Raw genomic sequence first — 24,289 nt, 5'->3', positions numbered from 1 at the left:
AGAGGACTCGTTATGAACAAGGACAAGCAGGAAGAAGGCACGGAGTCAGCGTCGGCGCTGATCGATCAGCGCATCGAGGCGCTGGCTGACTGGCGCGGCGACACGCTCGCGAAGATCCGTTTGATCATGCGCAAGGCTGATCCGGACGTGGTGGAAGAGTGGAAATGGCGTGTGCCGACGTGGTCGCACAGCGCGATTATCTGCACGGGTGAGACTTACAAGTCAGTGGTGAAAATGACCTTTGCCAAGGGCGCATCGCTGGCGGATCCGACGGGATTGTTCAATGCAAGCCTTGAGGGCAATACGCGGCGGGCGATTGATGTGCATAAAGACGAAGTGATTGATGAAAATGCCCTGGTGGCATTGATTCGTGAAGCGGTGAAGCTGAATACGTCGAAGCCCTCACCCTAACCCTCTCCCTGTATGTACCGGAGAGGGCTGGGGTGAGGGGGTGAATCCAACAAACACCACAAATCTCAGTTACCGTCTGCCACTTTGCGTTCGATCTCGTCGACCTTGCGCTGCAACGTTTCGGCATCCTGCTCTTTGACGCGGGTTGAAGTGGGGGTGATCACCTCGTCCACGGCCCGGGTGTCATTGTCCCTGTCCTCAAGATCGCGCTCGACGACGTTCACCGGTTTCCCGGAAGTGTCGGTGGCTGGGGCGTTCGGGGTTTTGTCATCATTGCTGTTCATATCGTTGACCTCCAGTGGTGTAAACATTGGAGGTGCCGCTGCGGCGAGCGTTCGATTTTTCTACGGATAACTGAATCAACGGCACCGACGAATACCCCTCTGTAGGAGCTGCCGAAGGCTGCGATCTTTTGATCTCGATCTTCAAAATCGAAAGATCGCAGCCTTCGGCAGCTCCTACAGATGTCATTTGTGGCGAGGGAGCTTGTCGAATTGTTGCTCCGTCCCGCTGGGTTGCGAAGCAGCCCCAAAACTCATTCAAGATTGTCCATTCGCCTGCGTAATCAAAAAATAGCACTCAGTAAAACAGCGAGAAATTGTCCAGACGTGTAGTGGCGAAACCTTTAATGGTGACGTCGACGTATTTTATTTTTCTATTGACTGTTTCTGTTACGTCAACCCATGCCTGATGAGGCGCATCGTACGATTGAGTGGACTGGGCTTTGATTAATTTGAAGTCCTCGTCATAGTACTCGGTCAGTGCGGTTGATTTAATGCGAGTGGCAATACCGAATCTGACACTTTTTGATGGCCTTTTTAGTGTGAATCTTAGAGTTTCGTCAACATTCAGGTGGAAGTAATTGCCGGTCAGGAAAGGGGCATATTCAATGGCAGCGTTGCCGTCTAAAGCTACCGGGCCTTTTATTACCGTCACAGTCATACTTGGAAAGTCCATGATGGTGCCTTCGTCTTTCCATTCCACTTTGCCTGTTTCGAAGCTCTCCGTAATTACCTGGGGGGCGTTCAAGAAATGCAATATCAGTATGGGAAATATAATGGATGTCGACGCTGGGCTTGGCAGTAACTCAAGAGTTACTTGAATGGATGTGGCGTGTTGCAGAATGGACAGTTTGTCTCTGTGTAGCGTTTCTTTTATTCCGAAGGTTTTTTCTTGTTCTGTGATTTTATGATTGGTTAGTACAAGAATCACGTAATCGTCGTTATTGTTGTCTTTTCCTTTGAATTCCAGTTGCACTACGTTGTCAGTGCTGATTCCGAGCCAAGGCAATACCGTCAGTTCAGCATTGCCTTCGAAGGTGTTTAAATCCAACACTTTGTCATCAGGCGCCTGAAGGATTTTCGGCGTCGGCAATCGTGAGTCGCCATCGGCAATCTTCAGCACCCTCAGTGGCGTCGGGGTTGACTTCCCGGCCTGCCCGCCATTGCGATTGAGGTTCCAGCGCAACTCGAATGACTTGCCTTGGCGGGCCGCGAGATACGCCGGGGTCAACACGGTGTTGACCCGTTTGTTGCTGTTGAATGCCACCAACGGAAACTGCGGCGAACCTGCCGGCGGATTGACCTCGGCCAATCGCGCGCGATCGCCGTCGAGGGCGGCGAGGTATTCGATGCGCATCGTGATCCCGTTCGGATAGGCCAGCACATCGACAGGATCGACGGCCGGCGCCACGAGAAACGGCGGTAACAGATCAATCGGCGTGGCTCCGGTTACCGTTGCATTGGCCGTGATCGAATTGCCCACCAGATCACCGTTGGGCCTGCGCAGTTCGTAGGTCGCGGTCACGCGGCTGCCGGCGAAGACCTTGGCGTTGGGCACTTCGAGAATGCAGGGCTTTTTCGACCCGAACTGATCCGCTTCGACTTTGCCGCTGACGTTCACCACCACATCGGTGGGTTGCCCGGTGTCTTGGGCGGTGTAGGTCGCCAGCACGTTATCACCCGCAACAAAATGGGGATTCGCCGTCAACACCACCAGCAGCAAAGGCTTGCCGGCCAGTTTTTTCAGATCGATTTCCTCGGGGTCATCCCCGGGAAATCCTCCAGGCGTTCCAGCAAAATCGGCTTCGGCAAACGCTTGCCATCCAGATCTTCATCCACGACTTGCACCGGCGACCACGGCGCATCGGTGTCCGGGCCGTTGCCGATCTGGTCGGTGACGGTGTAGGAAAAATACAGTTTCTGCTCTGTCCGTTTCGCCTTGTCCAGAAACGCGCGGGTGATGGTGAAGCAGATGGTGATGGGCTCTTCGGAGCCATGACTCGGCGGTTGCGGCGCCTGATTCGGATTCACCGTGGGCTTTGGCTCAAGCAGTTCGCCATTGCATTTGAGGGTGATGAGGTCATAAGCCCGGCAGTACGGGTAGGACACACAGACGTCGGCGCTGACGAAATCCGCACCGACGCCGTTCTTGATCACGTCGGGCAGCAGCAGTTTGAGTTCGGAATGGCCACCGGAGGCGTCGTACTTGTCCTTGAGGCCTGGACGGATCTTGTTGTAGAGGATGGTGAGCGGATTCGATTTGCCGATGTTTTGGCTGCCGCGCGTGATGGTGTAGTAAAGCTCGTTGACCCGATTAGGAAGCAGCCGGCCCTTGGGAATGCGCAACCTGGTGCGCACGTTCGGATCGTCAATGGTTTTACTGTCCAGTGCGGCCAACTCATCCTTGAGCCGAAGCTCCATGACATCCCCGGACTCCATATCGCCCTTCGGCGGCGGATCGACAAAAACAACAGCGCCTTCACCGTCGGTGACCAGGTCGTATGCCACCAAAGGCACGCCGATGTCCGCGCCGACCACGGGCTCTGTCTGGCTGTTGACTATGGGCGGATAGAGGACAAGGACAGTGTTGTCGCCAGAGGACGAGGCGGTCATGGAAGAGGCTCCTGCGTAGTGAGAACGGGAAGGAGCCATCAGAGCGCTAAATGAGGATTTGCGCACCTGTCAGATCTGACAGGTGGCGACGGATGGTGCGGCGGTGGCGAAAGTGCCACACCCACCGGTTGATCGCATTCCGCATTTGTAGGAGCTGCCGCAGGCTGCGATCTTTTGATCTTGAAAAAACAACATCAACAGATCGCAGCCTGCGGCAGCTCCTACAGGGGGCATCGGGTTTAGTCCTTGAGGATGTCGCGATCCTTGGTTTCCGGCAGGAAGAATATGCCGAGTACCGCGGTCATCACTGCGATCACGATCGGATACCACAGCCCGTAGTAAATATCGCCGGTCGCCGCGACCATGGCGAACGCCACCGTCGGCAGGAATCCGCCAAACCAGCCATTGCCGATGTGATACGGCAGCGACATCGAGGTGTAGCGGATGCGGGTCGGGAACAGTTCAACCAGCCAGGCGGCAATCGGGCCATAGACCATGGTCACGTAGATCACCAGGATGGTCAGCATGAGCAGCACCATCGGGTAATTGATTTTCGCCGGATCGGCTTTTTCCGGATAACCGGCGTCCTTGAGTGCCGTGCCGAGGGTGGCGGTGAAGGCGTCGTTGCGGGTCTTGAAGTCGGCGGCGGGCAATGCGCTGCCGTCGAAACTTTCAATCACTTTGTCGCCAATCCGCACTTGCGCCACGGTGCCCGGTTCGGCGACGACATTTTCATAAGGGATCGCCCGCTTCGCCAGCAAGGTCTTGGCCAGGTCACAGGAACTGGTGAATTTGGCCTTGCCCACCGGGTCGAACTGGAACGAGCACTGATCGGGGTTGGCGATCACCTTCACCGGGTTTTTCTCCTGAGCGATGAACACGTCAGGATTGCCGTACTGGGTCAGCGCATGAAAGATCGGAAAGTAAGTCAGCGCCGCCAGAATGCAGCCCGCCATGATGATCGGCTTGCGGCCGATACGATCCGAAAGACTGCCGAAAATCACGAAGAACGGCGTACCGATCAGCAGCGATCCGGCGATCAGCAAATTGGCGGTTTGCGGGTCGATCTTCAGCGTCTGCAACAGAAAGAACAGCGCATAGAACTGCCCGGTGTACCAGACCACAGCTTGCCCGGCAGTGCCGCCGAGCAACGACATGATCACCACTTTAAGGTTGTCCCAGCGAGCGAAGGATTCGGTCAGCGGCGCCTTGGATGTCTTGCCTTCGGCCTTCATCTTCTGGAATGCCGGCGACTCGCTCAGTTGCAGGCGGATGTACACCGAGACGATCAGCAGCAGAATCGACAACAGAAACGGAATCCGCCAGCCCCAGGCTTCGAACGCTTCGGTGCCCAGCGCGGTGCGGCAGGCGAGGATCACCAGTAGCGAGAGAAACAGGCCGAGGGTCGCGGTGGTCTGAATCCATGAGGTGAAAAAGCCACGTTTGCCGGGTGGTGCGTGTTCGGCGACGTAAGTGGCCGCGCCACCGTACTCGCCGCCCAGCGCCAGGCCTTGCAGCAAGCGCAGGGTGATCAGGATGACCGGTGCTGCGACGCCGATGGTCGCGTAACCGGGCAGCAAACCCACCACGGCGGTCGATATCCCCATGATCACGATGGTGATCAGGAACGTGTGTTTGCGCCCGATCATATCGCCGAGGCGGCCGAACACGATCGCGCCGAACGGCCGCACCGCGAATCCCGCGGCGAAGGCGAGCAGGGCGAAGATAAACGCTGTGGTTTCGTTGACGCCGGCAAAGAAATGCTTGGCGATGATCGCCGCCAGTGAGCCGTAGAGGTAAAAGTCGTACCACTCGAACACCGTGCCCAGGGACGAGGCGAAGATGACCTTGCGCTCCTCCTTGGTGATGCCGCCGCTGCGGGGTGGACTGCCTGAGGATGCTGTGGAAATTGTGGCCATGGGTGTTCTCCGTCGTGCTTATTGTTGTGGGCCGGAGTCCCCCGTTACTGCTTATCGCACTCTGGCCTTGGGCAAATGCCGCCATTGCTCTCGCGTGAAACTTTCACCGTCTGACGGCCTCGCATTGCTGCAAGGTTCTCTAAAGCATAATCAGCTTCTGCGGGATATCCACTCGGCGTCCTGCGGGCACGGTCGATTAAAGATCGCTCGCCGACGGCCGATAGCTGCCGACCAGCCCAATTCAGAATCCACTTTTCAGGGAAGATGCCCATGAATGCTTCATTGCAGAGCGCTGCCGCGCAAATCCGTCAGGCCGTCCGGGTCGCCACTGAAGGTCTGGTGGGGCGTGAACAGTTGGCCGAACTGATCGTGCTGGCCGCTGTGGCGCAGGAGCATATTCTGGTCATCGGCCCGCCAGGCACGGCTAAAAGTGCTGTGGTGCGGCGCGTGGCGCAGTCGATGGGTGGGCGTTATTTCGAGTACTTGCTGGGGCGCTTCACCGAGCCTTCGGAGCTGTTTGGCGCGGTCGACCTGAAAAAGCTTCGCGAAGGCACGGTTGAAACCGACGTCAGCGGCATGCTGCCGGAAGCCGACATCGTCTTTCTCGACGAGGTTTTCCTCGGTTCGACGGCCATCCTCAATACCTTGCTCGGCGTGCTCAACGAACGCCGCTTCCGCCGTGGCCACACGCAGATCCAGTGCCCGCTGCGGGTTTGCGTCGGCGCCTCCAATGGTCTGCCGGATGATGAAGCCCTGGCGGCATTCGGCGACCGTTTCCTGCTGCACCTGTTTGTCGAATCGGTGCCGGACAATCAGCTCGAAGCGATGCTGGCCGGCGGCTGGCAATCCGAGCAGCGACCGGTTCAGCAGTTGCTCGGTTTGAGTCAGTTGGACACCCTCGGCCAAGCCTTGAAAAATGTCGACCTGACGGCCGTTCGCCCGGCACTGGCTCAGGCCATTCGCCGCCTGCGCGAGGCCGGCATTCAGTTGTCGGATCGACGCATCGTCAAATCGCAACGGCTGATCGCCGCAGCGGCATTGCTCGGCGGACGTTTGGAGGCCAGCGACGCGGACCTGTGGCCGCTGCTGTATGTGCTGCCGACCAAGGAAACCCAACAGCATGGCCGCGAAGTGCTGCGCGAGATCTTCTCGCAGTCGAGCAACCGCCATTTGTTCAGTGCAGTGGAGGAGGCGACCCTGCAACCGATGTCGCGTGTCAGCCGCCTGGTGGAAACCGCCGAGGAGTATCTGGCGCGCAGTGAGCCACCGGCGAGTACGTTGCTCGAAGGTCTGCTGCGCGAGATCGATGCCAACTTCAATGATCAGACCATTCCGTCGTCGTTGCAGGACATGCGCGGTCAGGTGGCGCGTTTGCTGACGTCTGCGGCATGACGATCAAACCGATGAGTTGGGCCTGGCAGTCACGGCGGACACCGGTCGAACCCCAGGCCGCCGTGGCGTGGGGCGACGTAGCGCGGCGCTTGCTCGCGCGGTTGCTGCTGATTCCCGAGGAACAGGCCGGGCGCTTGCAGGCCACGGCCAATCGCGACGTGTTGGTGGTGACCGGTGCGGCGGCGGATCTGCCGTGGGTCGACGGCGTGGAGTATGCAGCGATGGACGATCGTGCGCCGGGCTTGTGGTTGCCCACCAGTTGGGAACCCGATGTGCCGAGCGACCTGTTGGGTCAGGCGTTAGCCAAAAAATTCTCTCGCACGCCGCTGCTGCTGTGGCGTGATCCACCGGCCGTGGTGCCCCTCGACCGGCAATTGCCGGTGACCGCGCAGCATTTGCAGCGGATCAATGCTTACTGGACGGGGCGCTGATGCAATTACCGGACTCCCTGCAACCCTGGCGTGAATGGCTGGAATGGTTTGCCCCGGAACAACTGCCGCTGTTTGCCGATCTGCTCGGTCGGCTGAACCCGATGCTGGGCCCTTTGCGCGGTCTGCAACAGGGCGGTGTGCCTGAGCCGGATGGCCTGGGTGACTTGCAGCGGCGCGGGCCTTATGAGCGCTTGCTCTCCAGTGAATGGCTGCTGGCCGATGAAGTGCCCGACGAGTTTCTGCGTCGGGCGGTAGTGGGCGAACATATGTTCCTCGCGCCGCAGTATCGCGCCCAACAGGCCAGCCGCCTGATTGTCGTACTGTTCGATGCCGGGCCCCTGCAATTGGGCAGCGCACGCCTGGTACACATGGCGCTGCTGATCCTTTTGGCCCGTCGTGCCAAAGAGGCTGGCGCCGAACTGCGTTGGGGGATTTTGCAGCACGAACCGCTGCTGCACGAGCTCGACTCGGTGGCGCAACTCAAGCGCCTGCTCAGTGCGCGAACCTTTACCACCGTCAACGACGCGCATTGGCAGACGTGGCGGCAATCGCTGCAAAACGAGCCTATGCCCGTCGGCGAGTGTTGGCTGGTGGGGCAACGTTTGCCCGTGACTGACCGGCACACCTGTACACATCGGGTGCAGGTGTCGCGCAGCCTTGAAGGGCAAAGTTTGTCGGTGCAGATGCAGGCCGGTGAAACCCGGCGTGTGAGCCTGCCGATTCCGGACGAGCGCTTGGCGGTGCAACTGCTCAAAGGCCATTTTGAAGGCGAAGTCGTGCAGGCCGCGCCGTCCGCCAAAGGGCTCGTGCCGCGTGTCTCGCTGACGTTGCAGCCGGTGATTTCGAGTGCCGGTACGCACGTCGCCCTGAAGATGCTCGATGAGCCCGGCATGGTGGTCATCAAGTTGCCGGCGCAAAACCAGAAAAAACCGATCGAGGTACGCCGCAATCTGTGGGCTGTCGGGCAAACACCACTGGCGCCGACGTTCTTTGGCAGAGCTCTGGGTGCCGTCCTCAGCGACCAGTGGAAGTTGTCGTTCTGGAACATGCCGGGTCTTAAACCGGTGGACAAACCTTGCCCCGAAGAACTGAAACTGCCGCCGGGCACCGCCACTTTTCTGTCGGTAGTCGGATTGCGCAATCACTCGAGCGGCCGCTTGTTTTTGCTCGACGCCCAGGGGCATCTGGCGTTCTGGATGGTGGCGACCGGGCGCTCACCCGCCAAGCCGATATCCCGCCATACCCATCACCTGGCGAATAATGTCATGGGTCTGGCCAAGACTTACGGCAGTACGGCGACTTATGTACGCCGCGAAGGCAATCGCTTGCACGCACATACGGTTGACGCTGACGGGGAGGTCTCGGATGCAACCGATATGGGACTGGCCGATCACGTCAGTCAGGTGCTGTTTGTCGGCGGGCGGCGCAGGTATCTCGATGGCTGTGCGTTGTTGACCTTGAAAAACGACGAGTGCGAGAGCTGGCGCGTGGTGTCGGCCGACGGCACTCCTGTCGAAAAGGAATGGATTAACCTCGCACCCGGCTGGGAAGCGATAGGTTTGCTGAAACAGGACAATGAGCCCTATTCCCTGCTGTTGCTCGGTCGGCAGGCAGTAGCCATACATTACGAAGGCGAGCAACGCGTGTTGTTCACCACTACCGATACCATTGCCAAATCAAGCTTTTGCCCCATGAGTGGCGTGCTCGCCGTGCTGACCAGTGCGCGTGAATTGTTGGTGTACTCGGTGCCCAAACGGCTGATGCGCTTGCAGGTGTTATGTAATGAACAACCGGAAAACAAGGACAGCAGCGATGCTTGAACTGGACGCTGCACTGATCCGCCGCCCGCTGTTGACCGGCCACCAGCACATTGAAGGGCTGTGGTTTGCCGCCGAGCGCTTCACGCCTGACGAGCGCGCAAAGCTGATTCTTGAACAATGGCAAACCGGCGCCAGCGCCTACCGTTTTGCCGACGGCGATCTGTTGCGCTTACGCCAGCCGGTGGCGGTGCAGTGCGAGGACATGCTCGGCTGGCCGTTGATTCGCCAAGGCAATGTGCTGTGTTCCGCTGTGCTCGACCCACAGGAGGTGCGCAACTTGCCCACCGCCGACCTCTGGCTGGTGCGCGGCAGCCACGTCAGTGCCCGGCATTTGCGCGATGCCGTAGCCCTGGCACCGGGTGACTGGCTTGACATCAATGGCCTGACCTTGCTCGACACCTATGACTGTCGCAACGTGCTGCCGGAGCCAGTGCTTGAGTCCGTGGCCGTGTTCACCGACGTCCGGGAAATTCTCGGCGACGCGTTGCGTCCGGTCAGCCCAGAGCAGGCACAGGTCATGAAAGCGTTGCTGGAACGTCAGCAAAATGCGTCGAAGGTGCCGCCCCCTCAGGTCAACACGACGCAGAACAGCACCTGGACGCAGACGCCAGGCACTTCCTTGCCGTGGCTGAAACTCAGCGTAACGCTGGTGATTCTGGTGGCGCTGTTCTGGATGGGGTCGCAAGGCGAGAAAACCGGCATGCAGCGCATGACCATGCCCGACACTCCATCAATGTCGGTGCAAATCGGCGGCGTGGTGGTGAGCATATTGATCGGCGGGATCGCTCTGACCCTGTTGCTGGCAGGGTTGCGCCATGTGTTGCGCCGGCCGGTGCCGGTGCAGCCTTCGGCTCCCCGTGCCGCCGAGCCCGGCATCGAGGCCCGCGCCACACCGGCCAAAACCAAGCCGTCGCGCTGGCGACGCTGGGTGACGCGCCTGACTGAAAACTCGCGTCTGTCGGCACTGTATGGCAAGCGTCAGGCCGCCTACATGCGGCGCATGCTCGAAATGTTCGAGGACGGCAACTTCGAAGAGGCGCTGCGTCACGCGATTCCATTGGGCAGCGAGCAGAGCAGCGGCGAGCAATCATTCGGTACGCCGCAGCGACGTCAGGATCTGATGATCGACCACAGCCGTGGGCCCACGCGTTCGATCAGGTTCGAACACGACATGGAAGCGCATCTGCGACTGATCTACCGGCAGACCTTTGAGCGCCTGGATCGCGAGGGGCGCATCGAGGAAGCGGTCTTCGTGCTCGCCGAGCTGCTAAAGGTGCGTCAGGAGTCGCTCGACTATCTGGAAAAGCACGGACGCCTGCAACAAGCCGCCGACCTCGCGCTGGCCTGGGATATGCCGTCCGCGATGATCGTGCGTCTGTTGTGTCTGGCCGATAACTGGCAGCGTGCCTTGCTGGTCGCCCGACGTGACGACGCGTTTGCGGCCGCCGTGACATTGCTGCAAGGCAAGTGGCCGGAGAGCGCCGACCGTTTGCGTCTGGAATGGGCCGAATCGCTGACCCGCAAAGGCCTCTGGTTGCAAGCCGTCGAAGTGATCTGGCCGCTGCGTGCGGAGCGCGAGCGCGCCGCCCAGTGGCTGCTGGATGCCGAAGCGGCGGGCGGCACGCTGGCGTTGGGCGCATTGGTCAAACGGGCGGCGTTGTTGCCCGATACCTTGCAGGCGTATGCCGAGTGGGTCGAGCAACTGCGCGATGATCCGGCGCGTCACGCCGAGCGCGCGGCATTGGCGGAGATTTTGTTGCAGCACAAGACGCACGTGAATGCCCTGGCATGGCTGGCCGCAGCCATGGTGCACGCGGTGCTGGCGGACCAAAACGACGGCCATGGTCGCTTGTCGCATCTGCAATTGCAGGCATTGGTCAGCATGAGCAAGGACAAACTGTTGCAGGCCGATCTGCCGGGAGCTTTGCCGACACTCGCCGCGAAGGTGCCGCTGTCGAAGGTGGCTGAGCCATTGGAATGGACAGCCCCGTTCATGGGCAACCGCAAGATTCTCGACGCGGTGCCGCTGGAGGATGGGCGTTATTTACTCGCGTTGGGCGAGGCGGGGGCGGTGGTCATCGATGCGCACGGCCAGACCCAGTGCCATTTCCCGGTGCCGGCACACAACATCGTCTTGGCCCATGACCGACAAGTCGTGCTGGTGTTGGCCCGGCGCGATGATGTCTGGCGCATCAGCAAGCTCGATCTGGTCACGCGCAGCGCGACGGATCTGGGTGTGCAGATGTTCGATGTATTCGCCCGGTCATTCGATGGCCTGACCTGGACCATCGGCCGCGGTCGGCAGGTGCGGGTAGTCGATGTCGATCATGGATTCGAAACGCTGTGGCATGTCAGCGATTTGCCGGGTCAGGTCTGCGGCATGAGAGATGATGCGCAAAACGAACTGGTGTGGCTGACTCACCCGGACCAAGGCTTGTATCTGTGGCATTACCGCTTGCCCGAGCGTCGATTGATCACTCGGGATTTGATGCCGGCCGTGCCAGTGGGCAGCTTCCAGGTGCTCGACACTGATGGTCGTCTACTCGGCGCACAACTGAAACTGGCCGACAATGAAGACCCTGTGTTGGTGGTGGAGTGGATCGGCGGACGCAAGGGCTATCGATTGCCGGGGCTGGATGGCGAAGAATTCGATTCGCTTGATGTGTATTTGCATGGCCAATGGATGCTGATCCGTTACTTGATCAACGATCAGGAGATGCGCTGGCATTTCATTCATCGCGGCAGCGACCAACTCTGCGCCACGTTGCAATGGCCTTTGCACGGTGCGCAGGTGCGCTGTGTAGGTGCCGATTACTTGCTCTTCGATCACCATGGGCGCTTCAGTCATATCAACGTCGACACGGCCACCCAGCACAACCTCTCGCTGAACTGAACTGAACTGAACTGAACTGAACTGAACTGACCGGGCCGCCTACGCTTTAACCCAGCGCTGGCGGCTCCACGCACTCAACCAGTCAACCACGAACACCAGCACCAGCATCGCCAGGATCACTGTGCTGGCCTGGGCTTCCTGAAACAGGCTCAGGCTCACATACAACATTTGCCCCAAGCCGCCAGCGCCGACAAAACCGAGCACGCTGGCCATGCGGATGTTGTTTTCCCAGCGATACAGAATGTAAGCGAGCAATTGCGGCGCAAGGTTCGGCAGGGTGCCGTAGCAGAAGGCGAGAACCGGATTGCCACCCTGCAAGCGAATGGCTTCGGCCGGTTGTGGCGGGGTGTTTTCCAGTGCTTCGGCGAACAAACGCCCAAGTACGCCTGTGGTGTGCAGGGCGAGGGCGAGGGTGCCGGCATTCGGGCCGAGCCCGGCGGCGAGCACCATCAGCGCCGCCCAGACCAGTTCCGGAATCGCCCGCAGACCATTGAGCAGCAGCCGCGCGAGGCTTTGCAGTGGCCAGCCGAAACGCCCGGCGGCAGGCAGGGCAATGACGATGCCGAATCCCGCCGCGAGCAGTGTGCCGAGGGCCGACATGGCCAGCGTTTCCATCGAACCATGGAAGATCGCTTTCAGGTAATCGGCGCTCAAGTCCGGGCTGAGAAAACGCTGCACATACGCGCTCATCTGTTTCAGGCTGGTGGCGCTGCCCAGCTCACCGAGGTCCAGCCCCAGATAGCTGAAGGACGCGATGACGGCCACGCCAATGGCGGCGATCAGCAGCAGGTTGATCAGGCGATTCATGTCAGCCTCCAGCGCAGCAAACGGCTGAGTTGATCGGCGCCCAAGACCAGAATCAGAAAGGCCAACAGAATACTGGCGACTTCACCGCCAGCGAACATACGGATCGACAGGTCAATCTGCTGGCCGAGCCCACCGGCACCGACAAAACCCATCACCACCGAAGCACGAATCGCGCATTCCCAGCGATAGACCGTGTACGACAGCAGTTCTGCCGCGACATTGGGCAGCGTGCCGTAAGCAAACGCCGCCAGCCGACCACTGCCCGCCTGCAGCAATGCGTGCGCCGGGCGCTGATTAGTCGACTCGAAAGTCTCCGCGTAGACCTTACCGAGCATGCCGCTGTAGGTGATCGCGATGGCCAGCACACCCGCAGCCGGGCCAAGGCCAACGGCACGCACAAACAGCAGCGCCCAGACGATTTCCGGCACGCTGCGCAGGAAGATCAGCAAACCGCGCACCGGCCAGCGCAGCAGACGGCCCAATCGACTGGGCACGCCGCCCCTGGACGCCGCGGACAGCGAAAGCGCTCGACTGGCAATCAGGCTGGCCGGTATCGCCAACAACAGCGCCAACGCCATGCCGGCCGTGGCGATGGCCAGGGTCTGCAGGGTGGCTTTGAGCAGTAACTGGAGAAAGGCTTCGTCGTGCGCCGGTGGCCAGAATTGCGCGACAAAACGGCCCATTTCGTTCTGGCTGTCGGGCAGCAGCACGCCCAGGTTCAGTTCGCTGAGCTGGATGCCCGGCACCAGCAAAGCAATCGCCAACAACGTCAGCAGTAATCTTGGCCATGCGGCCGGATCCCGTGAATCAGCCTTCAGCATCGTGGAATCTGCACAGTCAAAGGGGCCACCGCAGCGGTCGGCGATTGCAGTTTTTCGTTGGCGTACAGCGCATCGAGCATCTCGGGGCTGACGTGATCGGACGGGCTGTCGAACAGAATCTGCCCATCACGCAAACCGATGATGCGCGGGAAGTGCGACAGCGCCAGATCCACCGCGTGCAGGCTCGCCACCAGCGTGACGTTGTGCTCGCGCGCATGGCGCGACAGGATCGACAGTGTGTGCGCGGCCATGACCGGGTCCATCGCCGACACCGGTTCGTCGGCCAACAGAATTTCCGGTGCCTGATACAACACGCGGGCGATGCCCACACGCTGCAACTGGCCGCCGGACAATTGCTGGCAATGGGCGAACAGTTTGTCGCCCAGATCCAGCCGCGCCAATGCCGCGCGTGCGCCCGATACGTCGAGCGGATGCAACAGATTCAGCAGGCTTTTGCCCAGACTCCACTGGCCCAGTTTCCCGGCCAGCACAGCGGTGACCACGCGCTGGCGCGGCGGCAGCGGTGGTGCCTGATGCACCAGACCGATTCGGGCACGCAGACGTTGCCGTTGACGCGCGGACAAGTGCCAGGCGCGCTCACCCAGCACTTCGATCTCACCGCTGCTGGGCCGCAGGGCCGTGGCCAGCAGGTTGAGCAGACTCGATTTGCCGGCCCCGGACGGGCCGATGATGGCGACCTGTTCGCCAGCGCCAATCTGTAAGTCGACGCCGCGCAGGGCGTCGACTCCATTGGCGTGGCGCAGGCTGCCCTGGTTGAGGCGTAGGGTCATTTCAGCAGGTCGGCGGCGCGGGCGGCTTCCTCGATGCCCTTGTAGTTCTCAGGCTTGGTGTCGATGAAGCGGCTGGCCGCTTGCAGGTCGAGGATCTTCTTCTGCTCAGGGTTGGCCGGGTCGAGATCGAGGAAGGCTTTCTTGATCTTCGCCGCCAGCGCCGGATCGAGCGTGCCGCGCACTGTCCAGTTGTAATCGAAGTAGGTCGGGGTGGTGGCGAAGACTTTGACCTTGGTAGTGTCGACTTTGCCGGCATCGACCAGTTTCTGCCAGACACTGGCGTTGAGTACACCGGCATCGACCTTGCCGGCCTGCACCCAGGCCACGGTGGCGTCATGGGCGCCGGAGTAGGCGACGCGGCTGAAATAGGCTTCAGGCTTGATGCCGTCGTTTTTCAGCATGAAATAGCGCGGCATCAGGCTGCCCGAAGTCGACGACACGGAGCCGAAGGCGAAGGTCTTGCCTTTCAGATCGGCGAGGCTATGCACATTCGGGTCGGCGGTGATGAATTTGCTGGTGAACTGCGCATCCTGTTCACGCTGCACCAGCGGGATCACCGGCGTCGTGGCATCGGTCTTCAAGCGTGCCTGCACAAACGTGAAGCCGCCGAGCCAGGCCATGTCCAGGCGATCGGTCGCCAGCGCTTCAACCACTGCCGGGTAATCGGCCACCGGCACAAACTGCACCTTCATGCCCAATTGCTGTTCCAGATAGGCACCCAGCGGTTCGAACTTGCGCAGCAGTTCGGTCGGCGCTTCATCGGGAATCGCGCTGACCCGCAATACATCGGCGGCCTGTGCCGCCAGCGCAGAAAAGGACAGGGCCAGGCCGGCGGTCAGTGCCAGGGTTCGCTTGAGCATAGAAATCTCCATTTCATGAGCGTCAATGTCGGTGCGCTTGCGCAGAATAATCAGCGCAGGTGCGCAGTCAGGTTAGACGAAATGGCGAGGTTATACGCAGCCGGTCGCTCAAAGACCAGCACGGTGTGCGACGAAGTTTTACGCCAGGGTTCCCCCTACAGGGGAGGGATCAGTGGGTTTCGGGGCATCTGGCGATCACCTTGATCTCGACATCAAAGCCATACAGCCAGGTCACGCCCACAGCGGTCGCGGTCGGATGCGGCGCATCGCCCCAGAACTCCGTCAGCACGATATTCCAGATGGTTTCGAACTTCGATTGCGGATCGACAATGAACACGGTCACATCGACCACGTCGTCGAAGCTGCAGCCAGCTTCGTCGAGGATCGCATTCAGGTTGCTGAAGGCTCGCCGGACCTGGGTTGGCAGATCGGGCTCGGGTGAGCCGTCCTCGGTGCTGCCGACTTGCCCCGAAACGAAAAGAAAGCCATTCGAACGTACCGCGGGCGAGTAGCGATGACGCTCGTAAAGCGCTCGCCGGGCCGGTGGGAAAACAACATCGCGCTGAGTCATGGGGGTGCCTCCATCATTTGAGTTGATGAGGCCACTTTAGGTATTTGCAATCGGGCGATAAACGCGCAAGCTTGGCGTTCACTGTTTGTAAAAACCAAACAATCAAGGGGCGAGTGTGGATCGTTTCGATGCAATGCAGGCTTTTGCGCGGGTGGTCGAGGCGGGGAGTTTCACCAAAGCCGCCGAAACCTTGCACATGAGCAAGACCACCGTGACCCAGTTGGTTCAGCAGTTGGAAGCGCGGCTGCGAGTCAAATTGCTCAACCGCACCACGCGCAAGGTCAATGTCACCGCCGATGGCGCGGCCTATTACCAACGGGTGATCAAACTGCTGGCTGACATGGATGATGCCGAAACCAGCCTGCCCGGCGTAGCGGCGATCCCCAGCGGACGGTTGCGCGTCGATGTGCCGAGCCCGCTGGCGCGGTTGATCCTGATCCCCGCATTGCCCGAATTTCACGTGCGTTATCCGCACATTCAGATCGACATGGGCGTCAGCGATCGCATCGTCGATATCATCGATGAGAACGTCGATTGCGTGGTGCGTGGCGGCGAGTTGCTGGATCAGTCGTTGATGGCACGCAAGGTCGCCGACCTTCAGTTGGGTGTGTTTGCTGCACCGGCTTACCTGGCTCGCGAGGGCACGCCGGCGCATCCCCGAGAACTGGAAGACTCCCATCACCGCGTCGTCGGTTTCCTCTGGGCTCGCACCGGCAAACCCGTGCCGTACGCCTTGCACCGCGCCGGCGAAAACCTGCACATCAAAGGTCGCCATGTGTTGGCGGTCGACGATGGTAATGCTTACCTCGCGGCAGGGCTGGCCGGTATGGGCGTGCTGTGGCTGCCCAAGTACATGTCAGCCGTTCACCAGGCTCAGGGCGAACTGGTCCCGCTGTTCGAAGACTGGCAACTCGATCCGATGCCACTTTACGTGGCGTACCCGCCGAACCGCCATGTCAGCTTGAAGTTGCGAGTGTTTATCGATTGGGTGGTGAAGCTAATGGCGTAAAAAGTGACTGGTGTACTTTTTGCTTGCTCGCTCCGAAGCCGTCAAATAACTAACACTGCTGGCGTCCGCAGACGCTGAGGCGTTGACCAGAAAAGCTCTGGGTTCAAGGAATTTCACTCATGAATATGTACATCGATATCGTCGGCGCCTGCAATCTGAGCTGCCCCTCTTGCCCGATGGGAAATTCGGAGAACCTCAATTTCAAGAAATCCATGCAGCTCGACATGTTCCGGGCGATCGTCGAGAAGGCCAAACGTGAAGGCGTTCGCTCCATCTTTCTCTACAACTGGACTGAGCCTCTGGTGCATCCAAAGGTCGGCGAGTTCATCGAGATCATCAATGCTGCGGGCATGAACAGTGGCGTCAGCACTAATCTGAACCTCGCCAAGAATATGGAAAAAGCTTTGTTGGCCGAGCCAGGGTTTTTCCGTATCTCGCTGTCAGGGTTTTACCAGGAGACCTACTCGAAGGGGCATCTTGGGGGCGATATCGAAGTTGTAAAACAGAACATGATCACCCTGAGTGAGCTAGTGCAGCGGCAGGGTCTGAGTACCCAGGTCGAGGTTTATTACCATCGTTATCTGGACAACCTGGAAGAAGAAACGCTGATGCGCGAGTTCAGTGAGCGTCTCGGCTTCGCATTCACTACGGGTTATTCCGTGATGATGCCGCTGGAGAAAGTGCTGGCCATTGTCGAACACGATCCTTCTGTGACCGAAACCGACCACGAAACCCTGAAAAGGCTGGCACTGCCGCCTTACGATGATCTGGTCAATATTGTGCAGCACTTCCACAAGCAAGCGTGCACGCTCAAAGATAACTGGCTGGTGATCGACTGCAACGGCAATACGGTGCTGTGTTGCACGATCTTCAATCAAAGCGAATACCAGGTCGGCAAGTATCTCGACATCGCTGTCGATGAGTTGATGCAGCGTAAAAATACCCAGAAAAACTGCACCGACATGTGCAACCGGTGCGTCAAGAAGGGGATGCACATCTACGCGATGTATCCCGGCAAGGGCGCGCTTGAAAGCCATGCAATCAATCGCATGATCGATTTCCAGCAGCGCAGCATTGCGGGGTTGCCGATTGATAGCAAACAACTCGGCCGGGCCGGTGAAGTCAGTGCCGAAAACTTCGATGAAGATCAATACCTTCAGTTGAACGACGACGTCCGGCAGGCTGTTCGCAACGGCGCTTTCTCCAGTGGCTATCAGCACTACGTGCTTTTTGGACGCCTGGAAGGAAGAGTCGGCGCCGGTGTTTTTTCAGTCGTTTAAACGCCCGTCAGGCTGACTGCAGATGATCCGAAAGCCAAGCGGTAAAACGCTGGGCCAACGGATCATGCTCACTGTCGCGATGGGTCAGCAGCGCCCAGTTCGGCCCGCGGATAGTGTCCTCGACCAGCGGCTGCAACAGGCCCTCAGCCCGCGCCTGACGGCTGAGCAGTCGACTGACCAGGGCGATGCCAAGCCCGGCGCTGGCGGCGTCTAGCAGCAACCCGGGATCGGAGAAATTCAAGCCCTGATCCTGTTGGCCGACATCGATTCCGGCTTCCACCGCCCAGTGGCTCCAGTCCATTTCGCGCTCGCCGTGCAGGGTGGTGCGTTGCGTCACGGGCAGCGCCAAAACCCGTGGATGACAGGCCGGGTAGAGGCGGTCGGCATGCAGCACTTTGAAGCTGCATTCGGCCTGGGAACTGATGTCGTCACGTACCGCCAGATCAATCGTCTGGGTGGTCATGTCCGGCACTTCATCGGTGCTGTAAATCCACAGATCGACCTCTGGATGCTGCGCGCGAAAATCTGCCAATCGAGGCAACAACCAATGCCGAGCGAATGCCGGCGTCGTGTTGAGCACCAGTTGATTGGGCTTCTGATACTGCCCCAACCGACGAATCCCCACCGCCAATTGCTGCAGCATCGCTTGCGTGGTGCTGAGCAAATCGTTGCCGGCATCGGTGAGTGCCACGCTGCGACCGTTGCGGAAAAACAGCGGTTGTTCCAGATACGCCTCAAGGCTGCGGATCTGTTGACTGATCGCCGACTGCGTGAGGTGCAACTCATCGGCGGCTTTGTGAAAACTGCCGAGCCGGGCGGCGGCTTCGAAGCCGCGCAGAGAGCTGAGCGGCGGCCAGTGTTTAAGCATATCGATAAGCTCCTCTAATCAGTTATCCGCAAAATCCATCGTTTGTCTGCTGGATTTACGGCTCGTAGCATGAGCGCTCTGAACACAGCAGCTTAACTTACGAGGCTTATCATGCAGTACAACGACAATAAAAACAGCGGATGGATGATGCCGGCCGAGTGGGTCACCCACGCCGCAACGTGGATGGTCTGGCCGCACAACGAGGCTCTGTGGGGGTCGGTTTGGGGCGTGACCCTGGCGCAGGTGCAGGAAGATTTCGCTCGCGTCGCCAACGCCATCGCCCGATTCGAACCGGTGAAACTGGTCGTCGATCCGTCGGCGGTCGCCAGCGCCAAAGCGTTGTGCGGGCCAAACATCGAGCTGATTCCGTTGGCGGTCAACGACAGTTGGTTCCGTGACTCCGGCCCAAGCTTTGTCTGCCACCCGCAACAAGGCCTGGCCGGCGTCAGCTGGCGCTTCAATGCCTGGGGCGGCAAGTCGGCCCATGATCTGGACGAAAGCGTGGCGCGCCGCGCGCTCAATCACTTGGGCCTGGAATGCTTCGGCACGCCGTTGAGCAACGAGGGCGGGGCGATCCATGTCGACGGCGAAGGCACGTTGATCACCACTGAATCGGTGTTGCTCAACCCCAATCGAAACCCGGGCGTGAGCAAAGCCGAGATGGAAGAAATCTTCAGCCGATTGCTCGGCGTGAAGAAAACCATCTGGCTGCCGGGCGATCCGGATTACGTCACTGGCGACGTGACTGACGGCCACGTCGACGGCGTCTGCGCCTTTGCCCGTCCGGGTGTGCTGCTGGTCGATGCGACCCACGATCACAGCTCGGTGTATGCCGAAGTGGCACGGGAAAACCGTCGCGCGCTGGAACTGGCAACCGATGCCCATGGCCGCAAGTTTGAGCTGATCGAACTGTACGAAGCCTCCGAGGCGGTGGACACCGAAGCCCAGGTGTTTTGCGCTTCGTACACCAATTTCTACATCGCCAACGGCGCGATCATCATGCCGGCGTACGGCATCGAGGCAGACAACGTTGCGGCGAAAGTGCTGGAGCAAGCCTTCCCCGGTCGTGAAGTGGTGCCGGTGCGAATCAATCATCTGGCGCATGGTGGCGGCGGGGTGCATTGCATCACCCAGCAACAGCCAGCCTGGCCGCTGGAGGGTTGAGCGATGACGTTATTGACCATTGCCACTACACAGATGCCCTGCACCTGGGATTTACCCGGCAATCTCGATCAGGCTGAGCGGCTGGTGCGGGAGGCTGCGGAGAAGGGCGCGCAAGTCATCCTGTTGCAGGAATTGTTCGCCACGCCGTACTTCTGCATCGAACAAAGCCATAAGCACCTGGGGCTGGCCGAGGAGTATCGCGACAGCCGCGTACTCGCTCGCTTCGCCGCGCTGGCCCGGGAGTTGGGTGTGGCGCTGCCGCTGAGCTGGTTCGAAAAGGCCGGCAACGCCTACTTCAATTCGCTGGCCGTGGCCGATGCCGATGGGCGCCTGTCGGGTGTGTATCGCAAGACCCACATCCCCAACGCCATCGGTTATCAGGAGAAGGAATACTTCAGCCCCGGCGACAGCGGTTTCAAAGTCTGGGACACCACGTTCGGGCGTCTCGGCGTCGGCATCTGCTGGGATCAGTGGTTCCCCGAAACGGCGCGCTGCCTGGCTTTGATGGGCGCTGAAGTGTTGCTCTATCCCACCGCGATCGGCTCGGAACCTGGCTGCGCGGCGCTGGATTCACGCGACCATTGGCAGATGACCATGCGCGGCCACGCCGCCGCCAATCTGCTGCCGGTGGTGGCGTCGAATCGAGTGGGCCGAGAAGTCGCGACCACCGATCCAGATCTGCACATGAGCTTCTACGGCTCGTCGTTCATCTGCGATCACAAAGGCAAATTGCTCGCCGAAGCTGACCGCGACAGCACCGGCGTGCTGCTGCACAGCCTCGATCTGGCAGCCATGCGCGAAGAGCGTTTGAGCTGGGGCATCTACCGCGATCGACGTCCGGAAATGTATGGGCCGCTGCTGAGTCAGGACGGTCGCCACCTTCATGCACGCTGGAACACTCAAGGGGTTTGATTATGGTTACCCACCACAAACGCTTGCTCGGCGCGATAGGCCTGGCACTGACCTGCTTCATGCCGTCGTCGCATGCCGAAGACAGAACCCTGCGGCTGTACAACTGGGCCGATTATTTCGCTGAAGACACCCTGAGCCGTTTCACCGCCGAAACCGGGATCAAAGTGATCTACGACGTTCTGGATGGCAGCGAAACGTTAGAGGCGAAAATGCTCTCCGGCGGCAGCGGCTATGACCTGATTTTTCCCGGCGACACGGTGGCCGAGCGCTTGATGCGCGCCGGCAGCCTGATGCCGCTGGATCAATCGAAGTTGACGGCAATGGACGACATCGAACCCGGTTTGCAGAAACTGCGCAGCCACTACGAGCATTCTCAAAAAGCCACAGTGCCCTATACCTGGGGCACCATCGGCCTGACCTACAACGAAGAGCAGATCAAACAGCGCATGGCCGATGCGCCGGTCAACAGCCTCGACATGCTGTTCAAACCGGAACTGGCTGCGAAGTTCGCCAACTGCGGTATCTCCGTGATCGACTCGCCGGATGAAGTGCTGGCCGTCGTGCTCAATTACCTCGGCCGCGATCCGCGCAGCGCCAAACCGGCGGATCTTGCGGCGGCAAATGATTTGCTGATGAAACTGCGGCCGCATATTCGCAAGTTCCAGTCGCAACCGGTGACCGATCTGGTCAACGGTAACCTGTGCCTGTCCCTCGGTTACAGCGGCGACATGACCCAGGCGCAGCGCACCTCCGACAGCGCCGGCAAGCACACGAAATTTCAGTATCGAGTGCCCCGCGAAGGCACGACGATATGGATGGACACCATGGCCATTCCGGTAGACGCCAAACACCCGGAATACGCCTACGCGTTCATCAATTTCGTCATGCGCCCGGAGAACATGGCCGCGATCAGTAATGCCACCGGTTACCCGACGTCCAGCGCCAAGGCGCGGGCGGGCGTCGATGCGGTGATGCGCGACAACCCGGACATCTATCTTGATGAAGCGACCTATTCTCGATTGATTGCGGGCAAGGACATTTCCCAGGCCGACATGCGTGCCCGCATGCGCACCTGGACCAAATTCAAAACCGCCACTGGCCAATGATCCACGGCCGGCGAGCCATCGCCGGCCTTCACCGATATTCAGGAAAAGCACCCATGACGACTCGTCGCGATTTCATTAAACAGGCCTCGGTGGTTGCCGGTGTCAGTGCCGCGGTCATGAGCCTTGGCCTGTCGCCGCGCACAGTGCTCGCGGCTGCACAGGAACGCTGGTTCATGCCCGACGAGGGTGACAAACACGAGCGAGCCTATATCGCCTTCGGCGCGCAGGATGCGATCTGGGAAGACTTCACCGAAGACGTCCAGGAAGCCCTCGGCCGCATCGCCCGCGCCATCGCCCGTTATGAACCGGTCACGGTGTTCTGCCGCAAGAACGAGCGCAGCCTCGCCGAAGAATTTTGCGGCACCCGCAACATCACCTACGTGACTGCCGCACTCGACGACATCTGGATGCGTGACATCAGCGCCAATTTCGTCATCGACGACAAGGGCGGGCTGGGTGCCGTGGATTTCAACTTCAGCGGTTGGGGCAACAAACAGCAGCACAGCAAAGACGCGAAAATCGCCGCACTGGTGTCTGCCGATGCGCAAGCGACCTATCAGCGCAGCGAACTGGTGGGCGAGGGCGGCGGTATCGAAGTCGATGGCCATGGCACCGGAATCATGACCGAAAGCAGCTGGATCAATAGCAACCGCAACCCCGACTGGAGCAAGGCTGATGTCGAGGCAGAATTGAAGGAGCGCTTGGGCCTGCGCAAAATCATCTGGCTGCCGGGGATCAAGAACAAAGACATCACTGACGCTCACGTCGATTTCTACGCGCGCTTCATCAAACCGGGCGTGGTGATTGCCAACCTCGACACCGACCCGGAGTCCTACGATCACAAGGTCACGCTGGCGCACCTGGAGATTCTCAAAAACGCCACTGACGCTGATGGCCGCAGGCTGCAGATTCATACGATTTCGCCGCCGCTCAAGCCGCGCACCACCAAATTCAACAAGAACAACCCGGACTTCGCCGCCGGTTACATCAATTATTTCGTGATCAACGGCGCGATCATCGCCCCGGAGTTCGGCGACAAAGCGGCGGACCAAAAGGCCTTTGATCTGCTGGCCAAGCTGTATCCGGATCGCGAAATCGTCCAGCTCAACATCGACGCGATTGCCGCGGGTGGCGGCGGAATTCACTGCGTGACCAGTCATCAACCACAGGCGTGATTGACTCTGCGGCGGATCGGGCCAACTATCGGCGGATAACAACATGACCGATGGACCAGACCTTGATCGAACGACGCCAATTCAGCGGAGGCATGAAGGGGAAAAACCTCCGCTATCTGAGTGAGCAATCGGCTGACACCCGCATGACGCGCACCGGTTTTCTGCTGCTCGAACACTTTTCGTTACCGGCCTTCACCCAGGCGCTGGACACCATCATCACCGCCAACCTGCTGCGCGCCGAGCTGTTTGCGTCGCGCACGTTTGGCTTGAGCGAAGCTGAAGTGATCAGCGATCTGGGCCTGGTTATTCGTCCGGACGCACGGATTGATCTGGCGGCGCTGGATGATCTGGATCTGCTAGTGGTGTGCGGCGGTTACCGAACCGAGCTGAAGGCAGCGGATGAGCTGACCCACCTGTTGCGCGCAGCGGCAGAGCGGGGCGTGTCCCTCGCCGGTTTGTGGAACGGCGCGTGGTTTCTCGGGCGCGCCGGTTTGCTTGACGGCTATCGCTGCGCGATCCACCCGGAACATCGCCCGGCGCTCACCGAAATCGCCAAGTCCACCCAGGTCAGCAGCGAGCCTTACGTGATTGATCGCGACCGGCTCACGGCGTCGAGCCCCTCTGGCGCTTTCCACATGGCGCTGGACTGGATCAAAGGCTTGCACGGCAAGGCGTTGGTCGAGGGCATCGAAGATATTCTGGCGTTCGAGGAATCGCGCTATCGACGCATCAAACCGGATGAAAACATCTGCGTCAGTGCGCCGTTGCGCGAAGTCGTCAAGCTGATGGATGCCAATCTTGAGGAGCCGCTGGAACTGGAACAACTGGCGGTTTACGCCGGTCGTTCGCGGCGTCAGTTGGAGCGCTTGTTCAAGGAGCAACTCGGTACCACGCCACAGCGCTATTACCTGGAGCTGCGCATCACCGAAGCGCGGCGCTTGCTGCAACACACCGAGTTGTCGCAGGTGGAAGTGCTGGTGGCGTGTGGCTTCGTTTCGCCAAGCCATTTCAGCAAATGCTACAGCTCGTATTTCGGCTATCGACCGTCGAAAGAAAAACGCCTCGTTAAATAACAAGCCGTCTATTAACCCGAGTTCAACACGGTTTCACACGTCGGCGTACCTCCCCCAAACACCCCGGTCAGTCCCCTCTCCCTCCGGAAGAG

22 protein-coding genes are annotated in these 24,289 nt (G+C 59.8%); 12 read left to right on the top strand and 10 right to left on the bottom strand.

The genetic code is table 11. From position 1 onward, the window contains the following. Positions 1–12 precede the first annotated feature (12 nt). Positions 13–411 carry a DUF1801 domain-containing protein gene (locus JFT91_RS19765; RefSeq protein WP_201204213.1) on the top strand — a complete coding sequence of 133 codons (399 nt, stop codon included), beginning with the start codon at positions 13–15 and terminating at the stop codon, positions 409–411. A gap of 65 nt (positions 412–476) precedes the next feature. Here the strand turns inward: JFT91_RS19765 and JFT91_RS19760 are convergent, their stop codons facing one another. The 4 genes from JFT91_RS19760 to JFT91_RS19745 all read right to left on the bottom strand — a co-directional run bounded on the left by JFT91_RS19760 (position 477) and on the right by JFT91_RS19745 (position 5,224). Further along, on the bottom strand, positions 477–695 hold the full coding sequence (locus JFT91_RS19760; protein ID WP_201204212.1) for a hypothetical protein: 219 nt from the start codon (positions 693–695) through the stop codon (positions 477–479). A 295-nt stretch (positions 696–990) separates the two neighbouring features. Further along, a complete protein-coding gene (locus tag JFT91_RS19755; protein WP_201233573.1) occupies positions 991–2,415 on the bottom strand; it encodes a hypothetical protein in 1,425 nt (474 codons plus the stop codon). 20 nt (positions 2,416–2,435) lie between these two features. After that, positions 2,436–3,305: a hypothetical protein gene (locus JFT91_RS19750; protein ID WP_201233572.1), complete on the bottom strand. Its 870-nt coding sequence runs from the start codon at positions 3,303–3,305 to the stop codon at positions 2,436–2,438. A gap of 239 nt (positions 3,306–3,544) precedes the next feature. After that, positions 3,545–5,224, bottom strand: a complete 1,680-nt coding sequence (locus tag JFT91_RS19745; RefSeq protein ID WP_201204211.1) for an MFS transporter — start codon at positions 5,222–5,224, stop codon at positions 3,545–3,547. Between the two features lie 270 nt (positions 5,225–5,494). Here JFT91_RS19745 and JFT91_RS19740 point away from each other — a divergent pair, with 270 nt between their 5' ends. From JFT91_RS19740 to JFT91_RS19725, 4 genes are read left to right on the top strand one after another with little or no spacing between them, the layout of a single operon-like run. Continuing rightward, complete coding sequence (locus JFT91_RS19740; protein WP_201233571.1) at positions 5,495–6,616, top strand: AAA family ATPase; 1,122 nt, start codon at positions 5,495–5,497, stop codon at positions 6,614–6,616. Continuing rightward, the gene (locus tag JFT91_RS19735; RefSeq protein ID WP_242489322.1) at positions 6,613–7,047 is read left to right on the top strand and encodes a bpX5 domain-containing protein; all 435 of its coding nucleotides are present in this window, start codon (positions 6,613–6,615) and stop codon (positions 7,045–7,047) included. The genes JFT91_RS19740 and JFT91_RS19735 overlap by 4 nt, the downstream gene beginning before the upstream one ends. Continuing rightward, complete coding sequence (locus JFT91_RS19730; protein WP_201233570.1) at positions 7,047–8,867, top strand: hypothetical protein; 1,821 nt, start codon at positions 7,047–7,049, stop codon at positions 8,865–8,867. Before JFT91_RS19735 ends, JFT91_RS19730 begins: the two co-directional genes overlap by 1 nt. Further along, entirely contained in the window at positions 8,860–11,760 is a 2,901-nt protein-coding gene (locus tag JFT91_RS19725) for a bpX6 domain-containing protein (RefSeq protein WP_201204208.1), read from the top strand. Before JFT91_RS19730 ends, JFT91_RS19725 begins: the two co-directional genes overlap by 8 nt. Before the next feature lie 39 nt (positions 11,761–11,799). On the opposite strand, the gene phnE is transcribed toward JFT91_RS19725, so the two are convergent. The 5 genes from phnE to JFT91_RS19700 all read right to left on the bottom strand — a co-directional run bounded on the left by phnE (position 11,800) and on the right by JFT91_RS19700 (position 15,610). Then, positions 11,800–12,567, bottom strand: a complete 768-nt coding sequence (phnE, locus tag JFT91_RS19720) for a phosphonate ABC transporter, permease protein PhnE (RefSeq protein WP_201204207.1) — start codon at positions 12,565–12,567, stop codon at positions 11,800–11,802. Next, the gene (locus tag JFT91_RS19715; RefSeq protein WP_201204205.1) at positions 12,564–13,388 is read right to left on the bottom strand and encodes a PhnE/PtxC family ABC transporter permease; all 825 of its coding nucleotides are present in this window, start codon (positions 13,386–13,388) and stop codon (positions 12,564–12,566) included. Before JFT91_RS19715 ends, phnE begins: the two co-directional genes overlap by 4 nt. Further along, the gene (locus tag JFT91_RS19710; protein ID WP_201204203.1) at positions 13,382–14,179 is read right to left on the bottom strand and encodes a phosphonate ABC transporter ATP-binding protein; all 798 of its coding nucleotides are present in this window, start codon (positions 14,177–14,179) and stop codon (positions 13,382–13,384) included. Before JFT91_RS19710 ends, JFT91_RS19715 begins: the two co-directional genes overlap by 7 nt. Next, entirely contained in the window at positions 14,176–15,039 is an 864-nt protein-coding gene (locus JFT91_RS19705) for a putative selenate ABC transporter substrate-binding protein (protein WP_201204201.1), read from the bottom strand. The genes JFT91_RS19710 and JFT91_RS19705 overlap by 4 nt, the downstream gene beginning before the upstream one ends. Before the next feature lie 169 nt (positions 15,040–15,208). Further along, positions 15,209–15,610 (bottom strand): RidA family protein, encoded by a 402-nt coding sequence (locus JFT91_RS19700; RefSeq protein ID WP_201233569.1) that lies wholly within the window; start codon positions 15,608–15,610, stop codon positions 15,209–15,211. Between the two features lie 115 nt (positions 15,611–15,725). Here JFT91_RS19700 and JFT91_RS19695 point away from each other — a divergent pair, with 115 nt between their 5' ends. Then, positions 15,726–16,619 (top strand): LysR substrate-binding domain-containing protein, encoded by an 894-nt coding sequence (locus tag JFT91_RS19695; protein WP_201233568.1) that lies wholly within the window; start codon positions 15,726–15,728, stop codon positions 16,617–16,619. A 125-nt stretch (positions 16,620–16,744) separates the two neighbouring features. Continuing rightward, a complete protein-coding gene (locus JFT91_RS19690) occupies positions 16,745–17,899 on the top strand; it encodes a radical SAM/SPASM domain-containing protein (RefSeq protein ID WP_242489321.1) in 1,155 nt (384 codons plus the stop codon). Positions 17,900–17,906: 7 nt separating this feature from the next. On the opposite strand, the gene JFT91_RS19685 is transcribed toward JFT91_RS19690, so the two are convergent. Further along, positions 17,907–18,767, bottom strand: coding sequence for a LysR substrate-binding domain-containing protein (locus tag JFT91_RS19685; protein WP_201233566.1), 861 nt, complete (start codon positions 18,765–18,767; stop codon positions 17,907–17,909). Positions 18,768–18,878: 111 nt separating this feature from the next. Here JFT91_RS19685 and JFT91_RS19680 point away from each other — a divergent pair, with 111 nt between their 5' ends. From JFT91_RS19680 to souR, 5 genes are read left to right on the top strand one after another with little or no spacing between them, the layout of a single operon-like run. Beyond that, entirely contained in the window at positions 18,879–19,931 is a 1,053-nt protein-coding gene (locus tag JFT91_RS19680) for an agmatine deiminase family protein (protein ID WP_201233565.1), read from the top strand. A 3-nt stretch (positions 19,932–19,934) separates the two neighbouring features. Further along, positions 19,935–20,843 (top strand): N-carbamoylputrescine amidase, encoded by a 909-nt coding sequence (aguB, locus tag JFT91_RS19675; protein WP_201233564.1) that lies wholly within the window; start codon positions 19,935–19,937, stop codon positions 20,841–20,843. 2 nt (positions 20,844–20,845) lie between these two features. Further along, positions 20,846–21,949, top strand: coding sequence for an extracellular solute-binding protein (locus JFT91_RS19670; RefSeq protein ID WP_201204184.1), 1,104 nt, complete (start codon positions 20,846–20,848; stop codon positions 21,947–21,949). A 53-nt stretch (positions 21,950–22,002) separates the two neighbouring features. Then, positions 22,003–23,124 (top strand): agmatine deiminase family protein, encoded by a 1,122-nt coding sequence (locus JFT91_RS19665; protein WP_201204181.1) that lies wholly within the window; start codon positions 22,003–22,005, stop codon positions 23,122–23,124. Positions 23,125–23,174: 50 nt separating this feature from the next. Continuing rightward, entirely contained in the window at positions 23,175–24,197 is a 1,023-nt protein-coding gene (souR, locus tag JFT91_RS19660; RefSeq protein WP_201233563.1) for a transcriptional regulator SouR, read from the top strand. The last annotated feature ends 92 nt before the right edge of the window (positions 24,198–24,289 follow it).

Source organism: Pseudomonas sp. TH08, assembly GCF_016651275.1.
Lineage (GTDB): Bacteria > Pseudomonadota > Gammaproteobacteria > Pseudomonadales > Pseudomonadaceae > Aquipseudomonas.
The sequence above is the reverse complement of the archived record's forward strand: the minus strand, read 5'-3'. Positions and strand labels throughout refer to the sequence as shown.